11 protein-coding genes are annotated in these 14,747 nt (G+C 62.5%); 3 read left to right on the top strand and 8 right to left on the bottom strand.

The window, feature by feature from the left end; genetic code table 11:
- The 5 genes from pilQ to PFLQ2_RS02050 are packed head-to-tail and all read right to left on the bottom strand — an operon-like array spanning window position 1 to window position 4,862.
- The gene (gene pilQ / locus PFLQ2_RS02070; RefSeq protein ID WP_003186614.1) at window positions 1-2,073 is read right to left on the bottom strand and encodes a type IV pilus secretin PilQ; all 2,073 of its coding nucleotides are present in this window, start codon (window positions 2,071-2,073) and stop codon (window positions 1-3) included.
- Entirely contained in the window at window positions 2,070-2,615 is a 546-nt protein-coding gene (locus tag PFLQ2_RS02065) for a pilus assembly protein PilP (protein WP_003186615.1), read from the bottom strand. The genes pilQ and PFLQ2_RS02065 overlap by 4 nt, the downstream gene beginning before the upstream one ends.
- Entirely contained in the window at window positions 2,612-3,235 is a 624-nt protein-coding gene (gene pilO / locus PFLQ2_RS02060; protein ID WP_003186616.1) for a type 4a pilus biogenesis protein PilO, read from the bottom strand. Before pilO ends, PFLQ2_RS02065 begins: the two co-directional genes overlap by 4 nt.
- The gene (locus PFLQ2_RS02055; RefSeq protein WP_003186619.1) at window positions 3,232-3,798 is read right to left on the bottom strand and encodes a PilN domain-containing protein; all 567 of its coding nucleotides are present in this window, start codon (window positions 3,796-3,798) and stop codon (window positions 3,232-3,234) included. The genes pilO and PFLQ2_RS02055 overlap by 4 nt, the downstream gene beginning before the upstream one ends.
- Window positions 3,798-4,862, bottom strand: a complete 1,065-nt coding sequence (locus PFLQ2_RS02050) for a pilus assembly protein PilM (protein WP_003186621.1) — start codon at window positions 4,860-4,862, stop codon at window positions 3,798-3,800. Before PFLQ2_RS02050 ends, PFLQ2_RS02055 begins: the two co-directional genes overlap by 1 nt.
- A 208-nt stretch (window positions 4,863-5,070) precedes the next feature.
- Here PFLQ2_RS02050 and PFLQ2_RS02045 point away from each other — a divergent pair, with 208 nt between their 5' ends.
- On the top strand, window positions 5,071-7,515 hold the full coding sequence (locus PFLQ2_RS02045; RefSeq protein ID WP_172680641.1) for a penicillin-binding protein 1A: 2,445 nt from the start codon (window positions 5,071-5,073) through the stop codon (window positions 7,513-7,515).
- Between the two features lie 220 nt (window positions 7,516-7,735).
- On the opposite strand, the gene PFLQ2_RS02040 is transcribed toward PFLQ2_RS02045, so the two are convergent.
- The 3 genes from PFLQ2_RS02040 to rpmE form a co-directional block, all read right to left on the bottom strand.
- A complete protein-coding gene (locus PFLQ2_RS02040; protein ID WP_003186625.1) occupies window positions 7,736-9,004 on the bottom strand; it encodes a malic enzyme-like NAD(P)-binding protein in 1,269 nt (422 codons plus the stop codon).
- A 180-nt stretch (window positions 9,005-9,184) separates the two neighbouring features.
- Window positions 9,185-10,000: a thermonuclease family protein gene (locus tag PFLQ2_RS02035; protein ID WP_003186627.1), complete on the bottom strand. Its 816-nt coding sequence runs from the start codon at window positions 9,998-10,000 to the stop codon at window positions 9,185-9,187.
- A gap of 11 nt (window positions 10,001-10,011) precedes the next feature.
- Window positions 10,012-10,236 carry a 50S ribosomal protein L31 gene (gene rpmE, locus PFLQ2_RS02030; RefSeq protein WP_003186629.1) on the bottom strand — a complete coding sequence of 75 codons (225 nt, stop codon included), beginning with the start codon at window positions 10,234-10,236 and terminating at the stop codon, window positions 10,012-10,014.
- A gap of 289 nt (window positions 10,237-10,525) precedes the next feature.
- Here rpmE and PFLQ2_RS02025 point away from each other — a divergent pair, with 289 nt between their 5' ends.
- Together PFLQ2_RS02025 and argS are read left to right on the top strand one after the other, a co-directional pair.
- Window positions 10,526-12,745, top strand: a complete 2,220-nt coding sequence (locus tag PFLQ2_RS02025) for a primosomal protein N' (RefSeq protein ID WP_003186631.1) — start codon at window positions 10,526-10,528, stop codon at window positions 12,743-12,745.
- 265 nt (window positions 12,746-13,010) lie between these two features.
- Window positions 13,011-14,747: an arginine--tRNA ligase gene (gene argS / locus PFLQ2_RS02020; protein WP_003186633.1), complete on the top strand. Its 1,737-nt coding sequence runs from the start codon at window positions 13,011-13,013 to the stop codon at window positions 14,745-14,747.

Genomic DNA, 14,747 nt, shown 5'->3' on the forward strand with positions numbered 1-14,747 from the left:
TCAACGACTCACAGCAATCGCCTGGTTGTTCATGATACGCGGAGTGAGGAACACCAGCAGCTCGGATTTTTTCTCCGAAACCACATCACGCCGGAAAAGGCGGCCAAGATACGGCACATCGCCAAGAAATGGCACCTTATCTACAACCTTGCTCTGAGTATTTGAGAAAACCCCGCCAATCACAATGGTCTCGCCATCATTGACCAGCACCTTGGCGTTGACCTCGTTTTTCTTGATCGGCGGTACTTCCTGCACCTTGTTCAAGTAGTCCGGCTCATCCTTGGTGACCTTGACCTCCATGATGATGCGGTTGTCCGGGGTGATTTGCGGGGTGACTTCCAGTGACAGCGAGGCCTCCTTGAACGACACCGACGTGGCACCGCTGGAGCTGGCTTCCTGGTAGGGAATCTCGGTGCCCTTGAGGATTTTCGCGGTCTCCTTGTCGGATGTCACCACTTTGGGCTGGGAGACGATTTCGCCGTTGCCGGTTTTCTCCATGGCCGTCAGCTCAAGGTCCAGCAAGACGTTGTCGGTAATGAAGGCGATGCCGATCCCCGAGGTGTTACCCGAGGCGCCCATGTCGACGAACGGCTGGTTGGTACTGGTGCTGCCCGGCGTGCCAATGGTGGTGGAGCTGCCGTTGGTGACGCCGGAGGAATTCCAGTTGCCCTGGTTCTGTACCGAACCACCCCAGCGCACGCCCAGGCTTTTGTCGTAGTCGACGTTGGCCTCGACAATCCGCGCCTCGATCATCACCTGGCGCACCGGAATATCCAGCTGCGCCACGATCCGCCGCAGTTCGTCGAGTCGATCCTGGGTCTGGTAGGCAATGATGTTGTTGGTTCGCTCATCGACTGTGATCGTGCCGCGCTCATCGGCTTTCGCCTCGGCACTGGTCACCGACTGGAAGAGCTTGGCGATGTCCGCCGCTTTGGCATAGTTGACCTGCAACAACTCGCGCCGCAGCGGCGCCAGGTCGGCGATCTGTTTCTGGGACTCCAGCTCCTGGCGTTCACGCGCGGCAATTTCGTCGGCCGGAGCCACGAGCAGCACGTTGCCGACCTTGCGCTTGTCCAGCCCCTTGGTCTTGAGCACCAGGTCCAGCGCCTGGTCCCAGGGAACATTCTGCAACCGCAGGGTGATGCCGCCCTGCACCGTGTCGCTGGCCACCAGGTTCAGGTTGGTGAAGTCGGCGATCAGTTGCAGGACCGAACGCACTTCGATGTCTTGAAAGTTGAGCGAAAGCTTTTCACCACTGTAGGCGGCGCGATCGGTATTGCGTTTTTGCAGGTCCTCGACCGTCATCGGACGAACGCTGACGGTGAGCTTGTTATCCGTCTGGTAGGTCGAGTAATCGAACGTGCCGCTGGGTTCGATACTGATGGTCGCCCGGTCGCTGCCGGCGCTGGCGTTGACGAACTGCACCGGGGTGGCGAAATCCTTGACGTCCAGGCGCACCCGCAGCGGCTCGGGCAACTGCGTCCTGGCAAAACTGAGGATAATCTTGCCTTCGCGCTCCTGGATATCAGGCGCGATGGAGGGATCTGACAGATCGATCACCACGTTGCCTTCGCCCTGGGTCCCGCGCTGGAAATCCACCCCACGGATAGCCTTGCCCACCGGCGCGTTGCTTTTCACCGGCGCCGCGCTCGCAACCGCCGGACGAGGTGCCTGGGCGGCAGCCTTCGGTGCGGCGCCCTTGCCAACCACGACGAACAGGTTATTACCTTCGACTCGGGTGTTATACGGTGCCAATTGGGTCAGGCCAATAATCAGTCGGGTGCGGTCACCGGCCTCGACCACGGTGGCGCTGCGTGCGTTACCGCCGCCGAGATCATGACTCTTGCTGGCCAGTTGGCTGGTCACGCCCGGCAGGTCCAGCGCAATCCGGGCCGGCTGTTCGGTGGTGTAGCCCCGGGGCGTGGGCGGCGGGGCGTCGAAGGAGAGTTTCAACTCGACGCGGTCCCCCGGCAATGCCGCGACGTCCAGCGTCTTCAGACTGGCCGCATGAACCATCGGCGACACCAGCGCTATCCATAGCGAAATACCGAAGGCTGATATAAACCTGTTCATTGTTGGGGTTCCACGATTGAGTGCTCTTTCAAGGGAATGGTTCGCGGTCGCTCCAGCCAGGCACCCTCGCCATCGGGAACGATTTCGATCACATCGACCTGGGTCGCGCCGATGGCGGTGATCCGCCCGTCGTTGCGCCCCAGATAGTCACCGACCTTGAGCCGATGCACCCCGCCCGCCCCCCGCAGGAGCGCGAAGGAACCGCTGGCGTTGGCGATCGTGCCGACCATTTCGAATTGTTCGATGTTGAAGCCTTCCAGGTACTGCTTGACTCGGTTGGGGTCGGGCCGGACGTTGCGCGAACCCTTCTGCCGCTCGGCCTGGTCCACCCGAACCTGCCTGGAAAAGGGGCTGCGCAGGTTGGCGGCGCTGTAAGTGAAGGTTTCGTAGGGCCTGAAGGTCGGCGTTGGCTCGATCTTGCCCGGTGGGCGCAGGCGCACTTCGTTCATGTAGGCGTCCAGGTCGCTGAAACCGTTGTCGTCGTTACAGCCCGCCAGCGCGACCAGGCCTGCCAGCAGGCAAAAGCGGCAGACCGGCTTCATGGCTGCGCCTCCTGCTCGTTATAGCGGTAGGTCTTGGCCTGGATACTCATGCGAAGCTTCGTTCCTGCCTCGGGCTCCATCGGCGCGATCTCGAAATCGTGCAACGTGACGATCCGGGGCAGGCCGGCCACACCGCTGACGAACGTCGCCAGGTCGTGGTAGCCGCCGGTCACGGTGATCTGGATCGGTAGCTCGATGTAGAACGGTTGGGTGACCTCGGGCAGCAACTTGATTTCCTCGAACTCCAGGCCACTGCCCAGGCCGGTCCGGGTGATGTCTTCCAGCAGGCCCGGCACCTCGGTGTCGCTGGGCAACTGCCGCAGCAGCACACCGAAAGAGGTTTCCATCTGCTTCATCTGCTCGGTGTAGCGTTCGAGGTTGGCAGCCATGTGGGCCTTGCCTTCGAACTGCGCCTTGAGGGTGTTTTCCTCCTCCCGCACCTGCTGCAACCGATCTTGCAGGTCGCTCAAGGCAAAGTTATAGCCCAGCCCCAATACCAGGATCACCAGCAGGATGCCGGCCAGCCACTTGATGGGCGCCGGCCAGGAACCGATGTTGTTGGTGTCCAGGTCGCTGAGTTCGATCTTGCGCAGCGCGTCAAACCATTCCCCCGGCTTCATTGGGCGTCCTCCCCATCAGCCGGACGGGTCTGGCGAACCGTCAGTTGGAAAACGTTGGCCTGGTCGACCTGGCCGGCCGTGGTGGCCTTGACCTCCGTCAGGCTGGGGGCATCGAACAGGTCCGACGCATCCAGGTTACGCATCAGGTCCGAGACGCGGTTGTTCGACTCCGCAGCGCCCTTGATTGAAAGCGTCCGGTCTTCCATCTTCACCTCAGTGAAATAGACACCGTCCGGCAAGGTCCTCGCCAACTGGTCGAAGATGCGCCCGCTGACCGGCCGGTTGCCCTGCAAGTCCTGGATTATCCGCATGCGCTCCAGCAGTTGCTGGCGACGGGCTTTCAGTTCGCTGATCTGCTTGATGCGCTCGTCCAGCACGGCGATCTGTTCCGAGAGATGAGTGTTGCGAGCCAGTTGATGGTCAATGGCGCTGTCGAGGTACTGGACGACGATCAGTGTCAGGCCCACCGCGCCGACCAATGCCCCCACCAACGCCAGCAGAAAACGCTTGCGGCGCTCTTCGCGAAGTTCTTCGCGCCACGGAAGCAGATTGATCCGCGCCATCAGTCAAAACTCCTGAGGGCCAGCCCACAGGCAATCATTAGCGCGGGCGCGTCACTGGCCAGGGCGCCGGCATTGACCTTGCTGCCCAGCGCCATGTTGGTGAACGGGTTGGCCACCTGGGTCGGCGTCCCCAGGCGTTGCTCGATCAGCCGATCCAGGCCGGCCACCGAAGCCGTACCGCCGGCCAACAGGATGTGATCCACCGCGCTGTACTGGCCCGACGCGAAGAAAAATTGCAGCGACCGCGACACCTGCTGCACCAGCGCCTCGCGAAAGGGCTGCAGTACCTCGGCGAGGTAATCGTCCGGCAAGCCGCCCTGCTTTTTTGCCAGGCCCGCCTGCTCGGGCGTCAGGCCATAGCGGCGCTGGATTTCCTCGGTGAGCTGGCGGCCGCCGAACAGCTGCTCGCGGGTATAGATGATGCGCCCGTTGTGCAGCACGCTGAGGGTGGTCATGGTGGCGCCGATATCGATGACCGCGACGGTCAGCCTTTCCTGGGAAGCGGCCAGTTGCGTGGCCAGCAGGCCGAAGGCACGCTCCAGCGCGTAGGCCTCCACGTCGACGACGCGCGCCGTCAGCCCGGCCAGGGCCAGCGCGGCCTCACGGACCTCGACGTTTTCCTTGCGGCAGGCAGCCAGCAGCACTTCCACTCGCTCGGCGTTGCGCGGCGATACGCCCTGGACCTCGAAATCGATGGCCACCTCGTCCAGCGGGTAGGGTATGTATTGATCAGCCTCGATCTTCAGCTGGTTTTCCATCTCGTCGTCGGACAACCCGGCATCCATCTCGATGGTCTTGGTGATGACTGCAGAACCCGCCACGGCCACCGCGACGCTACGCAAGGGCGTCCTGGCCTTGGCCAGCACGCGCGACAATGCCTGCCCCACGCCTTCGAGCTCGGCGATGTTCTTCTCGACCACAGCGTTGGCGGGCAACGGTTCGACCGCATAGGACTCGACGCGGTATCGGTCCCCCTGACGGCTCAACTCGAGCAGTTTCACCGACGTCGAGCTGATGTCGATTCCCAGAAGCGCATGGGCTTTTTTATTGAAGAGTCGTAGCACTACCAATTCCCTATGACTATCCGTGAGTTACGGACTCTCTAATATGCGTTGCGTTCCATCACCGCGGTCCGACAGACGTCCGGATGGCATTCCTGACGAAAAAAAATGCTTATAATGCCCAGCGTTTTTTTCGCTTTGTTGCAAGCACGGGTCCTTCCCTGCACCTGGCGCCTTTTTTCATTCTTTGCCTGGATATCCAAAAGCCTTGATTCGTCTGCTGAAATTTTTCGGATGGTCCATCGTCGCCGTTTTCTGCGGACTGCTCTTGGGCCTGAGCGGTGCGTATCTTTACCTTAGTCCGGGATTGCCGTCCGTGGAGGCGCTGAGAAGCATTCAGTTGCAGATTCCCCTGCGGGTGTACAGCAGCGACAACAAGCTGATCGCCGAATTTGGCGAAATGCGCCGCACACCGATCCGTTTCGCCGACATTCCGCCCAATTTCATCAATGCGTTACTAAGTGCTGAAGACGACAATTTCGCCAATCACTATGGCGTCGATCCCGGCAGCCTGATGCGCGCCGCCAGCCAGCTGGTCAAGAGCGGACATATACAGTCCGGCGGCAGCACCATCACCATGCAGGTGGCCAAGAACTTCTTCCTGACCAGCGAGCGCAGCTTCTCGCGCAAGACCACCGAGATTTTGCTGGCCCTGCAAATCGAGCGGCAGCTGACCAAGGATGAAATCCTCGAGCTGTACGTGAACAAGATCTACCTGGGCAACCGCGCCTACGGCATCGAGGCAGCAGCGCAGGTGTATTACGGCAAGTCGATCCGCGACGTGAGCCTGGCGCAGATGGCGATGATCGCCGGCCTGCCCAAGGCGCCATCGCGCTTCAACCCGCTGGCCAACCCGGCGCGCAGCAAGGAGCGTCGCGACTGGATCCTGGGGCGCATGTACAAGCTCGGCAAGATCAGCGAGGCCGACTACACCGCCGCGATCAATGAACCGTTGAACGCCAGCTACCACGTGCCGACCCCGGAAGTGAACGCCCCGTACATCGCCGAAATGGCCCGTGCCGAAATGGTCGGGCGCTATGGCAGCGATGCCTACACCGAAGGCTTTCGCGTGACCACTACGGTGCCGAGCAACCTGCAGGAAATGGCCAACACCGCGCTGCACGAAGGCCTGATGACCTACGACCAGCGCCACGGTTACCGGGGCCCTGAATCGCGCCTTCCAGGCAAGACCAAGCAGGCCTGGGCCTTGGAACTGACCAAGCAGCGCACCATCAGTAGCCTGGAGCCGGCGATCGTCACGTCGGTGGACAAGGATGGCCTCAAGGTTCTGACCCGCAACGGCGAACTGGAAGAACACGTGGGCTGGGACACCATGAAATGGGCGCACCCGTTCCTCAATACCAACAGCATGGGGGCCGCGCCGCGCCAGCCATCGGACGTCGCCCAGGTTGGCGATCTGATCCGCGTGCAGCGCCAGGCGGACAACACCCTCAAGTTCAGCCAGATCCCGGCCGCCCAGGGCGCGCTGGTATCCCTCGATCCGCAGGACGGTGCCATCCGTTCGCTGGTGGGCGGCTTCGCCTTCGAGCAGAGCAATTACAACCGGGCATTGCAGGCCAAGCGCCAGCCGGGGTCGAGCTTCAAGCCATTCGTCTACAGCGCCGCCCTGGATAATGGCTACACCGCCGCCAGCCTGGTGAACGATGCGCCAATCGTCTTTGTCGACGAATACCTGGACAAGGTCTGGCGACCGAAGAACGACACCAACACCTTCCTGGGCCCGATCCGCCTGCGCGAAGCGCTGTACAAGTCCCGCAACCTGGTGTCGATCCGCCTGCTGCAAGCCCTGGGCGTGGATCGCACCATCGACTACATCAGCAAGTTCGGCTTCAACAAGCAGGATCTGCCGCGCAACCTGTCCCTGGCACTGGGTACCGCAACCCTGACGCCGATGGAAATCGCCACGGGCTGGAGCACGTTCGCCAACGGTGGCTACAAGATCACCCCGTACATCATCGATAAGATCGAAAGTCGCAACGGCGATACGCTGTTCGTCGCCAACCCGCCACGCGTCCCCACTGGCGAGCAGGCCAGTGATGGCGTCGCCGCGCCGGCCACCCAGGCCTTTACGGTCAATGCGACACCGGGTGAAGCGACGACGGCACCAGCGGTACCGCAAGCGCCGGCCATCGCCGAACGCATTGTCGATGGACGTACCACCTACATCCTCAACAGCATGCTGCAGGACGTGATCAAGCTCGGCACCGGCCGCCGCGCCCTGGCCTTGGGTCGAACCGACCTGGCGGGCAAGACCGGTACTACCAACGAATCCAAGGATGCCTGGTTCTCCGGCTACAACGCCGATTACGTGACCACCGTCTGGACCGGTTTCGACCAGCCCGAAAGCCTCGGTCGTCGCGAATTCGGCGGCACCGTGGCGCTGCCGATCTGGATGAGCTACATGGGCGCGGCCCTAAAGGACAAACCGCCACACACCCAGCCGGAGCCGGAAGGCATCCTCAGCCTGCGTGTCGACCCGGTCAGCGGCCGCGCGGCCACGCCCGGCACTCCGGGCGCGTACTTCGAACTGTTCAAGAGCGAAGACACCCCACCGTCCGTCAATGAACTGGGCAATGGCTCCGCACCGGGCAGCCCGCTGCCGGCAGACGAAGCGGCGCCGATCGATTTGTTCTAAAGAGCACGCACACCCACCTGTGGCGAGGGAGCTTGCTCCCGCTCGGTTGCGCAGCGACCGCAAGTTTTTGGGGCCGCTTCGCAGCCCAGCGGGAGCAAGCTCCCTCGCCACAAGTCATCTGGCTTCCCTGAAGGGCCATGCCGCCCCAGACAATCTTCGTAGACAATAAAAAACCCCGACTCACAAGAGCCGGGGTTTTTCGTTGAAGCGCTACAACAGCTTAGCCGTTGAACACGTCATCCACGCTCTTGAGCGGGTAGTTCTTCGGATACGGCAGGGTCGCCACGCCGGTCTCAATCGCGGCCTTGGCCACGGCGTCGGAGATCAGGGTGATCAGGCGGGCGTCCATAGGCTTCGGAATGATGTACTCACGACCGAATTCCAACTTGATGCCGCCGTAGGCGTCGCACACTTCCTGAGGCACCGGCAGCTTGGCCAGTTCGCGCAGGGCGTTGGCGGCCGCGACTTTCATTTCTTCGTTGATGCGCTTGGCGCGAACGTCCAGGGCACCGCGGAAGATGAATGGGAAGCCCAGTACGTTGTTGACCTGGTTCGGGTAGTCCGAACGGCCGGTGGCCATGATCACGTCGTTGCGAGTGGCGTGGGCCAGCTCCGGGGAGATTTCCGGATCCGGGTTGGAGCAGGCGAACACGATCGGGTTCGGCGCCATGCGCAGCAGGTTTTCCGCGCTCAGCAGGTTCGGGCCCGACAGGCCGACGAAGACATCGGCACCGTCCAGCGCGTCCGCCAGGGAGCGCTTATCGGTCGCGTGGGCAAACACGGCCTTGTACTGGTTCAGGTCGTCACGGCCGGAGTGAATCACACCGGTACGGTCAACCATGAAGATGTTTTCGATCTTGGCACCCATGCTCACCAGCAACTTCATGCACGAGATGGCGGCAGCACCGGCACCCAGGCAGACGATCTTGGCTTCTGGCAGGGTCTTGCCGGCGATTTCCAGGGCGTTGATCATGCCGGCTGCGGTCACGATGGCGGTGCCGTGCTGGTCATCGTGGAACACCGGGATGTCGCACTGTTCGATCAGGGCGCGCTCGATCTCAAAGCACTCAGGCGCCTTGATGTCTTCCAGATTGATGCCGCCGAAAGTGATGGAGATACGCTTGACGGTATCGATGAAGGCTTGCGGGCTTTCGGAGTCGACTTCGATGTCGAAGACGTCGATGCCGGCGAAGCGCTTGAACAGCACGCCTTTACCTTCCATGACCGGCTTGGAAGCCAGTGGGCCGAGGTTACCCAGGCCGAGAATCGCGGTGCCATCGGAAATGACTGCAACCAGGTTGCCCTTGCCGGTGTATTTGTAGGCCAGCTCAGGATCGCGTGCGATTTCGCGGACTGGTTCGGCTACGCCGGGGCTGTAGGCCAGCGACAGATCGCGGGCAGTAGCGGTGGCCTTGGTGAGCTCGACACTCAGCTTCCCCGGACGAGGGTGAGCGTGATATTCGAGAGCGGCAGTTTTCAGATCAGACATGTGGGCATTCCGCTTTTACTGTGTTGGACAGACGGACCGCCGAGGATACGCGCCTCGCAAAGTCCCTACAAGACTGACCAGTCACCGCTGTCAAGCGCCCTGCCCTACGACTTTGGACCAAGGGCCGCGAAACACAAGGGCTGCATGCATACAATCCAAACAAAAAATGTCTACAATTTTTTATTCCTGCGCCAGACCCAACATGGTCGGGTCGGTCAACGGCAAGAGCCAGCGCGCCTGTCCTTGCTTGAGTCCGTCACGCCGCGAACGATCGATGACCCAGCCACGCGCCTCAATCCGCTTGCCCTTTAGCCCTTCAAGCGATGCCCTGTCAAAGCGACCCACCAGACCAGGGGCAATACGCAATACAACCGAATCCTGCAATTGGAGCCAAACGCCGCCGCGATTACGCCTGATTTCGCTCACCCGACCACTGAGCACGGCGAAGCCCGGCGCGTTGATTTGCCCTGCCTTGCGCACAGGCGAGCGCTTCCACAACCCCAGGCCCGCATCACGCGCCTGACGTTCGGCGGCGCGCTGGCAGGCCACCAAATCGACATTTGGCGCCACAGCCACATGAAAACCCAGGCCCTCGGCGAGCAATTGCGCTTCGACATTTTTACCGTCGGCGCCATAGACATGGGCCAGCGTGCGGCCGTAGCGATCCTTGCCTTCCTTGCCCACCAGCAAACCCACGCGCCCAGCACTGCCGGCGATCAGCGCTTCAAGGCGCCGGCGAGCCGCAACCGCGAAAGGTTCGTCGGAGCGCCCTTGTCGGCCCAGCTCGGGGCTGTTGAGGCCAATCATGCGCACGCTGCGGCCATCGGCCAGGCGCAGGGTATCGCCATCCACCACGCGCCTGACCGTCACCTGGGAAAGGTTCGCCGGCGCGGGACAAAAGGCCTGGGCTCCCGTGAGCCAAATCGCGGACACAAAAAAGGCGCCCGCAAGGGACGCCTTCTTTATCAGTCTGGAGCCGTCGAGACGAGCATCCAAAATGATTAGCCTCAGGCTTTTGGAGTAACTTTGCCGAAAGCACCGAAACGATCGGCGAACTTCTGAACGCGGCCGCCGGTATCCAGAGTCTTTTGCTTACCGGTGTAGAACGGGTGGCATTCGTTGCAAACGTCGATCGCCAGGGCTTTGCCGTAGGTCGAACGCGTTTCGAACTTGTTGCCGCAGCTGCAAGTCACGGCAATTACTGGGTAGTCCGGATGGATATCGGTTTTCATGCTGTTTTCCTCAGGCTAGCGTGCCGCCACCCAACACTATTGTTGAATACCGCACGTAATTAGGCCGCGGATTCTACCAGACATCGTCATTCGCGCAAGCTGTCGCTTATACCAACCGTCTGCTAGGCTCGCGCCCTCAAGCACCCGTCCTGCGTGGGAGCGGGCTTGCTCGCGAAGGCGGTCGGTCAGTTTGGGCTGATTGTGACTGTGCCGCCGTCTTCGCGAGCAAGCCCGCTCCCACGAGAATCGTGCCCAGCCTTAGAACGTGTCTGTTACCGAGATTCCCCGCGTGCCCAACGCCATCCTGCGCCTCGCCCTGCCATCGCCCCTGCGCCGCCTGTTCGACTACCGCGCCCCGGCCGGGATCCTGCGCGCCCAGTTGCAGCCAGGCATGCGCCTGCGGGTGCCATTTGGCCGGCGGGAGATGATCGGGATCCTGGTGGAAGTCACCGACCACAGCGAGGTGCCGGCCGACAAGCTCAAGCCGGCCCTGGCCCTGCTCGATGCCACGCCGCCGCTGCCGGCGTCGCTGTTCAAGCTCTGCCTGTGGACCTCCCAGTATTATCAGCACAGCCTCGGCGACACCTTGAGCTGGGCGCTGCCGGTGCTGCTGCGCCAGGGCGAACCGGCCGAGGCGCGCCAGGAGCGATTCTGGTCCGTGACCCCCGGGGCTTCGCTGGACGATCCGCGCATCGCCCGCGCTCCACGCCAGCGCGAAGCCCTGGCGACCCTGGCGCAGCATCCCCACGGCGTTGCCCATCAACTGCTGAGCAAGCTGATGCTGAGCAAGGACAGCCTCGATCTCCTGCTGGCCAAGGAGCTGGTTCAGGTGGAGGTCCGCCGGCATGCCCCAGGCATTCGCCATGAACATTGGCTGGCCCAGCCGGAACTGCCACTCAATGCTGAACAGCGGGCCGCTTGCGAAGCCATTCGTGCCGGTTTCGACAGCTATCATGCGTTCCTGCTGGCGGGCGTCACCGGCAGCGGCAAGACCGAAGTTTATCTGCAACTCATCCGCCAGACCCTGGAAGCCGGCAAGCAGGCCCTGGTGCTGATTCCGGAAATCAACCTGGGCCCACAAACCCTGGCGCGCTTCGAACAGCGCTTCAACGCCCGGATTGCCCTGGTGCACTCGGCGGTCAACGACCGCGAACGCCTGGAAGCCTGGCTTGCCGCCCGGGACGGCGAGGCTGATATCATCATTGGCACTCGCTCGGCCCTGTTCACGCCGATGAAGAACCCCGGCCTGATCATCATCGACGAAGAACACGACGGTTCCTATAAACAGCAGGAAGGCCTGCGCTACCACGCCCGCGACCTGGCGCTGGTGCGCGCTCGCCAGGAAAACATCCCGATCGTGCTCGGCTCGGCCACGCCGTCCCTGGAAAGCCTGCACAACGCCTACACCGGGCGCTACGGCTTGCTGCGCCTGAACGAGCGGGCCGGCGGCGCCAAGCAGCCGCGGTTCCTGCGCCTGGATGTGAAAAGCCGCCCGCTGGACAGCGGTATTTCCGGGCCGATGCAGCAAGCCATCGGCCAGACCCTGGCGGCCGGCCAGCAGGTCCTGGTGTTTCTCAATCGCCGAGGCTTCGCCCCGACCCTGCTGTGTCACGACTGCGGTTGGATGTCCGGCTGCGAGCGCTGCGACGCACGGATGACCGTGCACCAACGCCACGGCGAGCTGCGCTGCCACCATTGCGGCCACGCCGAACGGGTACCGAGGCATTGCCCGCAGTGCGGCAAAGTGGACTTGCGCCCGGTCGGTGCCGGTACTGAACGCGCCGAAGAGCGGCTGGGCATCCTGTTCCCGGATTACCCGGTGCTGCGGGTGGATCGCGACAGCACCTCGCGCAAGGACGCGATGAACCAGCTGTTCGCGACGATCCAGAAGGGCCAGCCGTGCATCCTTGTAGGCACGCAAATGCTCGCCAAGGGCCATCACTTTCCCCGGGTCACGCTGGTGTCGATCCTGGATGCCGACGGCGGGCTGTTTTCCGGCGATTTCCGCGCCAGCGAGCGCATGGCGCAGTTGATCGTCCAGGTCGCGGGCCGCGCCGGACGGGCCGAGGAGCCGGGCAAGGTGATCATCCAGACACACCTGGCCGACCATCCGCTGCTGATACAGCTGACCGAGCAAGGCTACTTCGCGTTTGCCGAACAGGCCTTGAGCGAGCGCCGCAGCGCCGGCCTGCCGCCGTTTGCCCACCTGGCATTGTTGCGCGCCGAAGCCCATAAACCCGGCCAGGCCGAGAGCTTCCTCGACGAAGCCTGCAGCGAGGCGGAGCGCTTGCTGGCCGAGCAGCACCTCACCGGCATCGAACTGCTCGGCCCGGTGCCCGCACCAATGGAGCGGCGGGCCGGGCGTTACCGGGCGCAGCTTCTATTGCAGGCCAATGCCCGAGCGCCGTTGCATCGGCTGTTGAGTGCCTGGCTGCTGGTGCTGGAACAGATGCCCAGCGGGCGCGCAGTGCGCTGGTCGCTGGATGTGGATCCGGTGGATTTGTATTGATTTGGCGCTGCTCATATAGCCGCTACCGATACCCTTGTGGGAGCGGGCTTGCCCGCGAATGCGATGGAACCATCAATACGTGTGTCGACTGACACGCCGCTTTCGCGAGCAAGCCCGCCCCCACAGGGAATTGAAAAGCATTCTGCAACATTAAGACTCCAACCGACCCGCTACAGTTGGCAAGCTCGTCTGGGCCACGGATAATGCCCAGTTTTTCCACCAGCGCATCGAAGCGCCGCCGCGCCTGCGGTTGAAAGAGATGACCATGAAAGACACCATTCGCCAGCTCATCCAGCAAGCCATCGCCCAACTCGTCACCGAAGGTGTGCTGCCAGAAGGCCTGTCGCCGGCGATTCAGGTCGAAAACACCCGCGACAAGACCCACGGCGACTTCGCCAGCAACATCGCGATGATGCTCGCCAAACCGGCCGGCATGAAACCGCGGGACCTGGCGGAAAAAATCATCGCCGCCCTGCCCGCCGACGAAAACGTCAGCAAGGCTGACATTGCCGGCCCTGGTTTCATCAACTTCTTCCAGAACACCCAGGCCCTGGCCTCGCGCCTGGACGCAGCCCTGGCCGATGAACGCATCGGCGTGCGCAAGGCCGGTCCGTTACAACGCACCGTGGTCGACCTTTCGGCGCCCAACCTCGCCAAGGAAATGCACGTCGGCCATTTGCGCTCGACCATCATTGGCGACGGCGTGGCCCGGGTACTCGAGTTTCTCGGCGACACCGTAATCCGCCAGAACCACGTCGGCGACTGGGGCACCCAGTTCGGCATGCTGATGGCCTATCTGCAGGAAAACCCGATCACCAGCGACGAGCTGTCGGACCTGGAGAACTTCTACCGCGCCGCCAAGCAGCGCTTCGATGAGTCGCCCGAGTTCGCCGACCGCGCCCGTGGCCTGGTGGTCAAGCTGCAGGCCGGCGATGCCGAGTGCCTGGCGTTGTGGACCAAATTCAAGGACATCTCCCTGTCCCATTGCCAGAAAATCTATGAACTGCTGAACGTCAAGCTGACCATGGCTGACGTGATGGGTGAGAGCGCCTACAACGATGACTTGGTCAACGTGGTCAACGACCTCAAGGCCAAGGGCATGCTGGTGGAGAGCAACGGCGCCCAGTGCGTGTTCCTCGATCAGTTCAAGACCGCCGATGGCGAGCCGCTGCCAGTGATCATCGTCAAGGCCGACGGCGGCTACCTCTACGCCACCACCGACCTGGCGGCCGTGCGCTACCGCAACGGCGTGCTCAAGGCCGATCGAGTGCTGTATTTCGTCGACCAGCGTCAGGCCCTGCATTTCCAGCAAGTGTTCGAAGTGGCGCGCCTGGCCGGTTTCGTGACCCATCCGATGGAGATGGAGCACATGGGCTTCGGCACCATGAACGGCGCCGACGGCCGCCCGTTCAAGACCCGCGACGGCGGCACGGTGAAGCTGATCGACCTGCTGACCGAAGCCCAGGACCGCGCCTATACCCTGGTCAAGGGCAAGAACCCGGACCTGGCCGAAGACGAATTGCGCAAGATCGCCAAGGTGGTGGGCATCGACGCGGTGAAATACGCCGACCTGTCCAAGCACCGCACCAGCGACTACAGCTTCAACTTCGACCTGATGCTCAATTTCGAAGGCAACACCGCGCCGTACCTGCTGTACGCCTACACCCGCGTAGCCGGGGTGTTCCGCAAGCTCGGCAAGCGCTTCGACGAAGTGGACGGCCAGATCGTGCTTGAGGCGGCCCACGAGCAGGAGCTGGCGGCGAAACTGGCGCAGTTTGGCGAAGTGCTGAACAACGTCGCCGACAAAGGCACCCCGCACACCTTGTGCGCTTACCTGTACGATGTCGCCGGCCTGTTCTCCAGCTTCTATGAGAACTGCCCGATCCTCAGCGCCGATACCCCAGCGCAAATACAGAGCCGCCTGCGCCTCGCCGCGCTGACCGGGCGTACGCTCAAGCAAGGCCTGGAATTGCTGGGCCTGGAAACCCTGGAGCGCATGTAA

This window comes from Pseudomonas fluorescens Q2-87 (genome assembly GCF_000281895.1).
Classification (GTDB): Bacteria; Pseudomonadota; Gammaproteobacteria; order Pseudomonadales; family Pseudomonadaceae; genus Aquipseudomonas; species Aquipseudomonas fluorescens_S.

What these genes read in the sequence shown, in the direction of transcription:
- pilQ (WP_003186614.1), bottom strand. Translation starts at nt 2,073, where the DNA reads ATGAACAGGTTTATATCAGCCTTCGGTATTTCGCTATGGATAGCGCTG.
- PFLQ2_RS02065 (WP_003186615.1), bottom strand. Translation starts at nt 2,615, where the DNA reads ATGAAGCCGGTCTGCCGCTTTTGCCTGCTGGCAGGCCTGGTCGCGCTG.
- pilO (WP_003186616.1), bottom strand. Translation starts at nt 3,235, where the DNA reads ATGAAGCCGGGGGAATGGTTTGACGCGCTGCGCAAGATCGAACTCAGC.
- PFLQ2_RS02055 (WP_003186619.1), bottom strand. Translation starts at nt 3,798, where the DNA reads ATGGCGCGGATCAATCTGCTTCCGTGGCGCGAAGAACTTCGCGAAGAG.
- PFLQ2_RS02040 (WP_003186625.1), bottom strand. Translation starts at nt 9,004, where the DNA reads ATGTCTGATCTGAAAACTGCCGCTCTCGAATATCACGCTCACCCTCGT.
- rpmE (WP_003186629.1), bottom strand. Translation starts at nt 10,236, where the DNA reads ATGAAAACCGATATCCATCCGGACTACCCAGTAATTGCCGTGACTTGC.
- argS (WP_003186633.1), top strand. Translation starts at nt 13,011, where the DNA reads ATGAAAGACACCATTCGCCAGCTCATCCAGCAAGCCATCGCCCAACTC.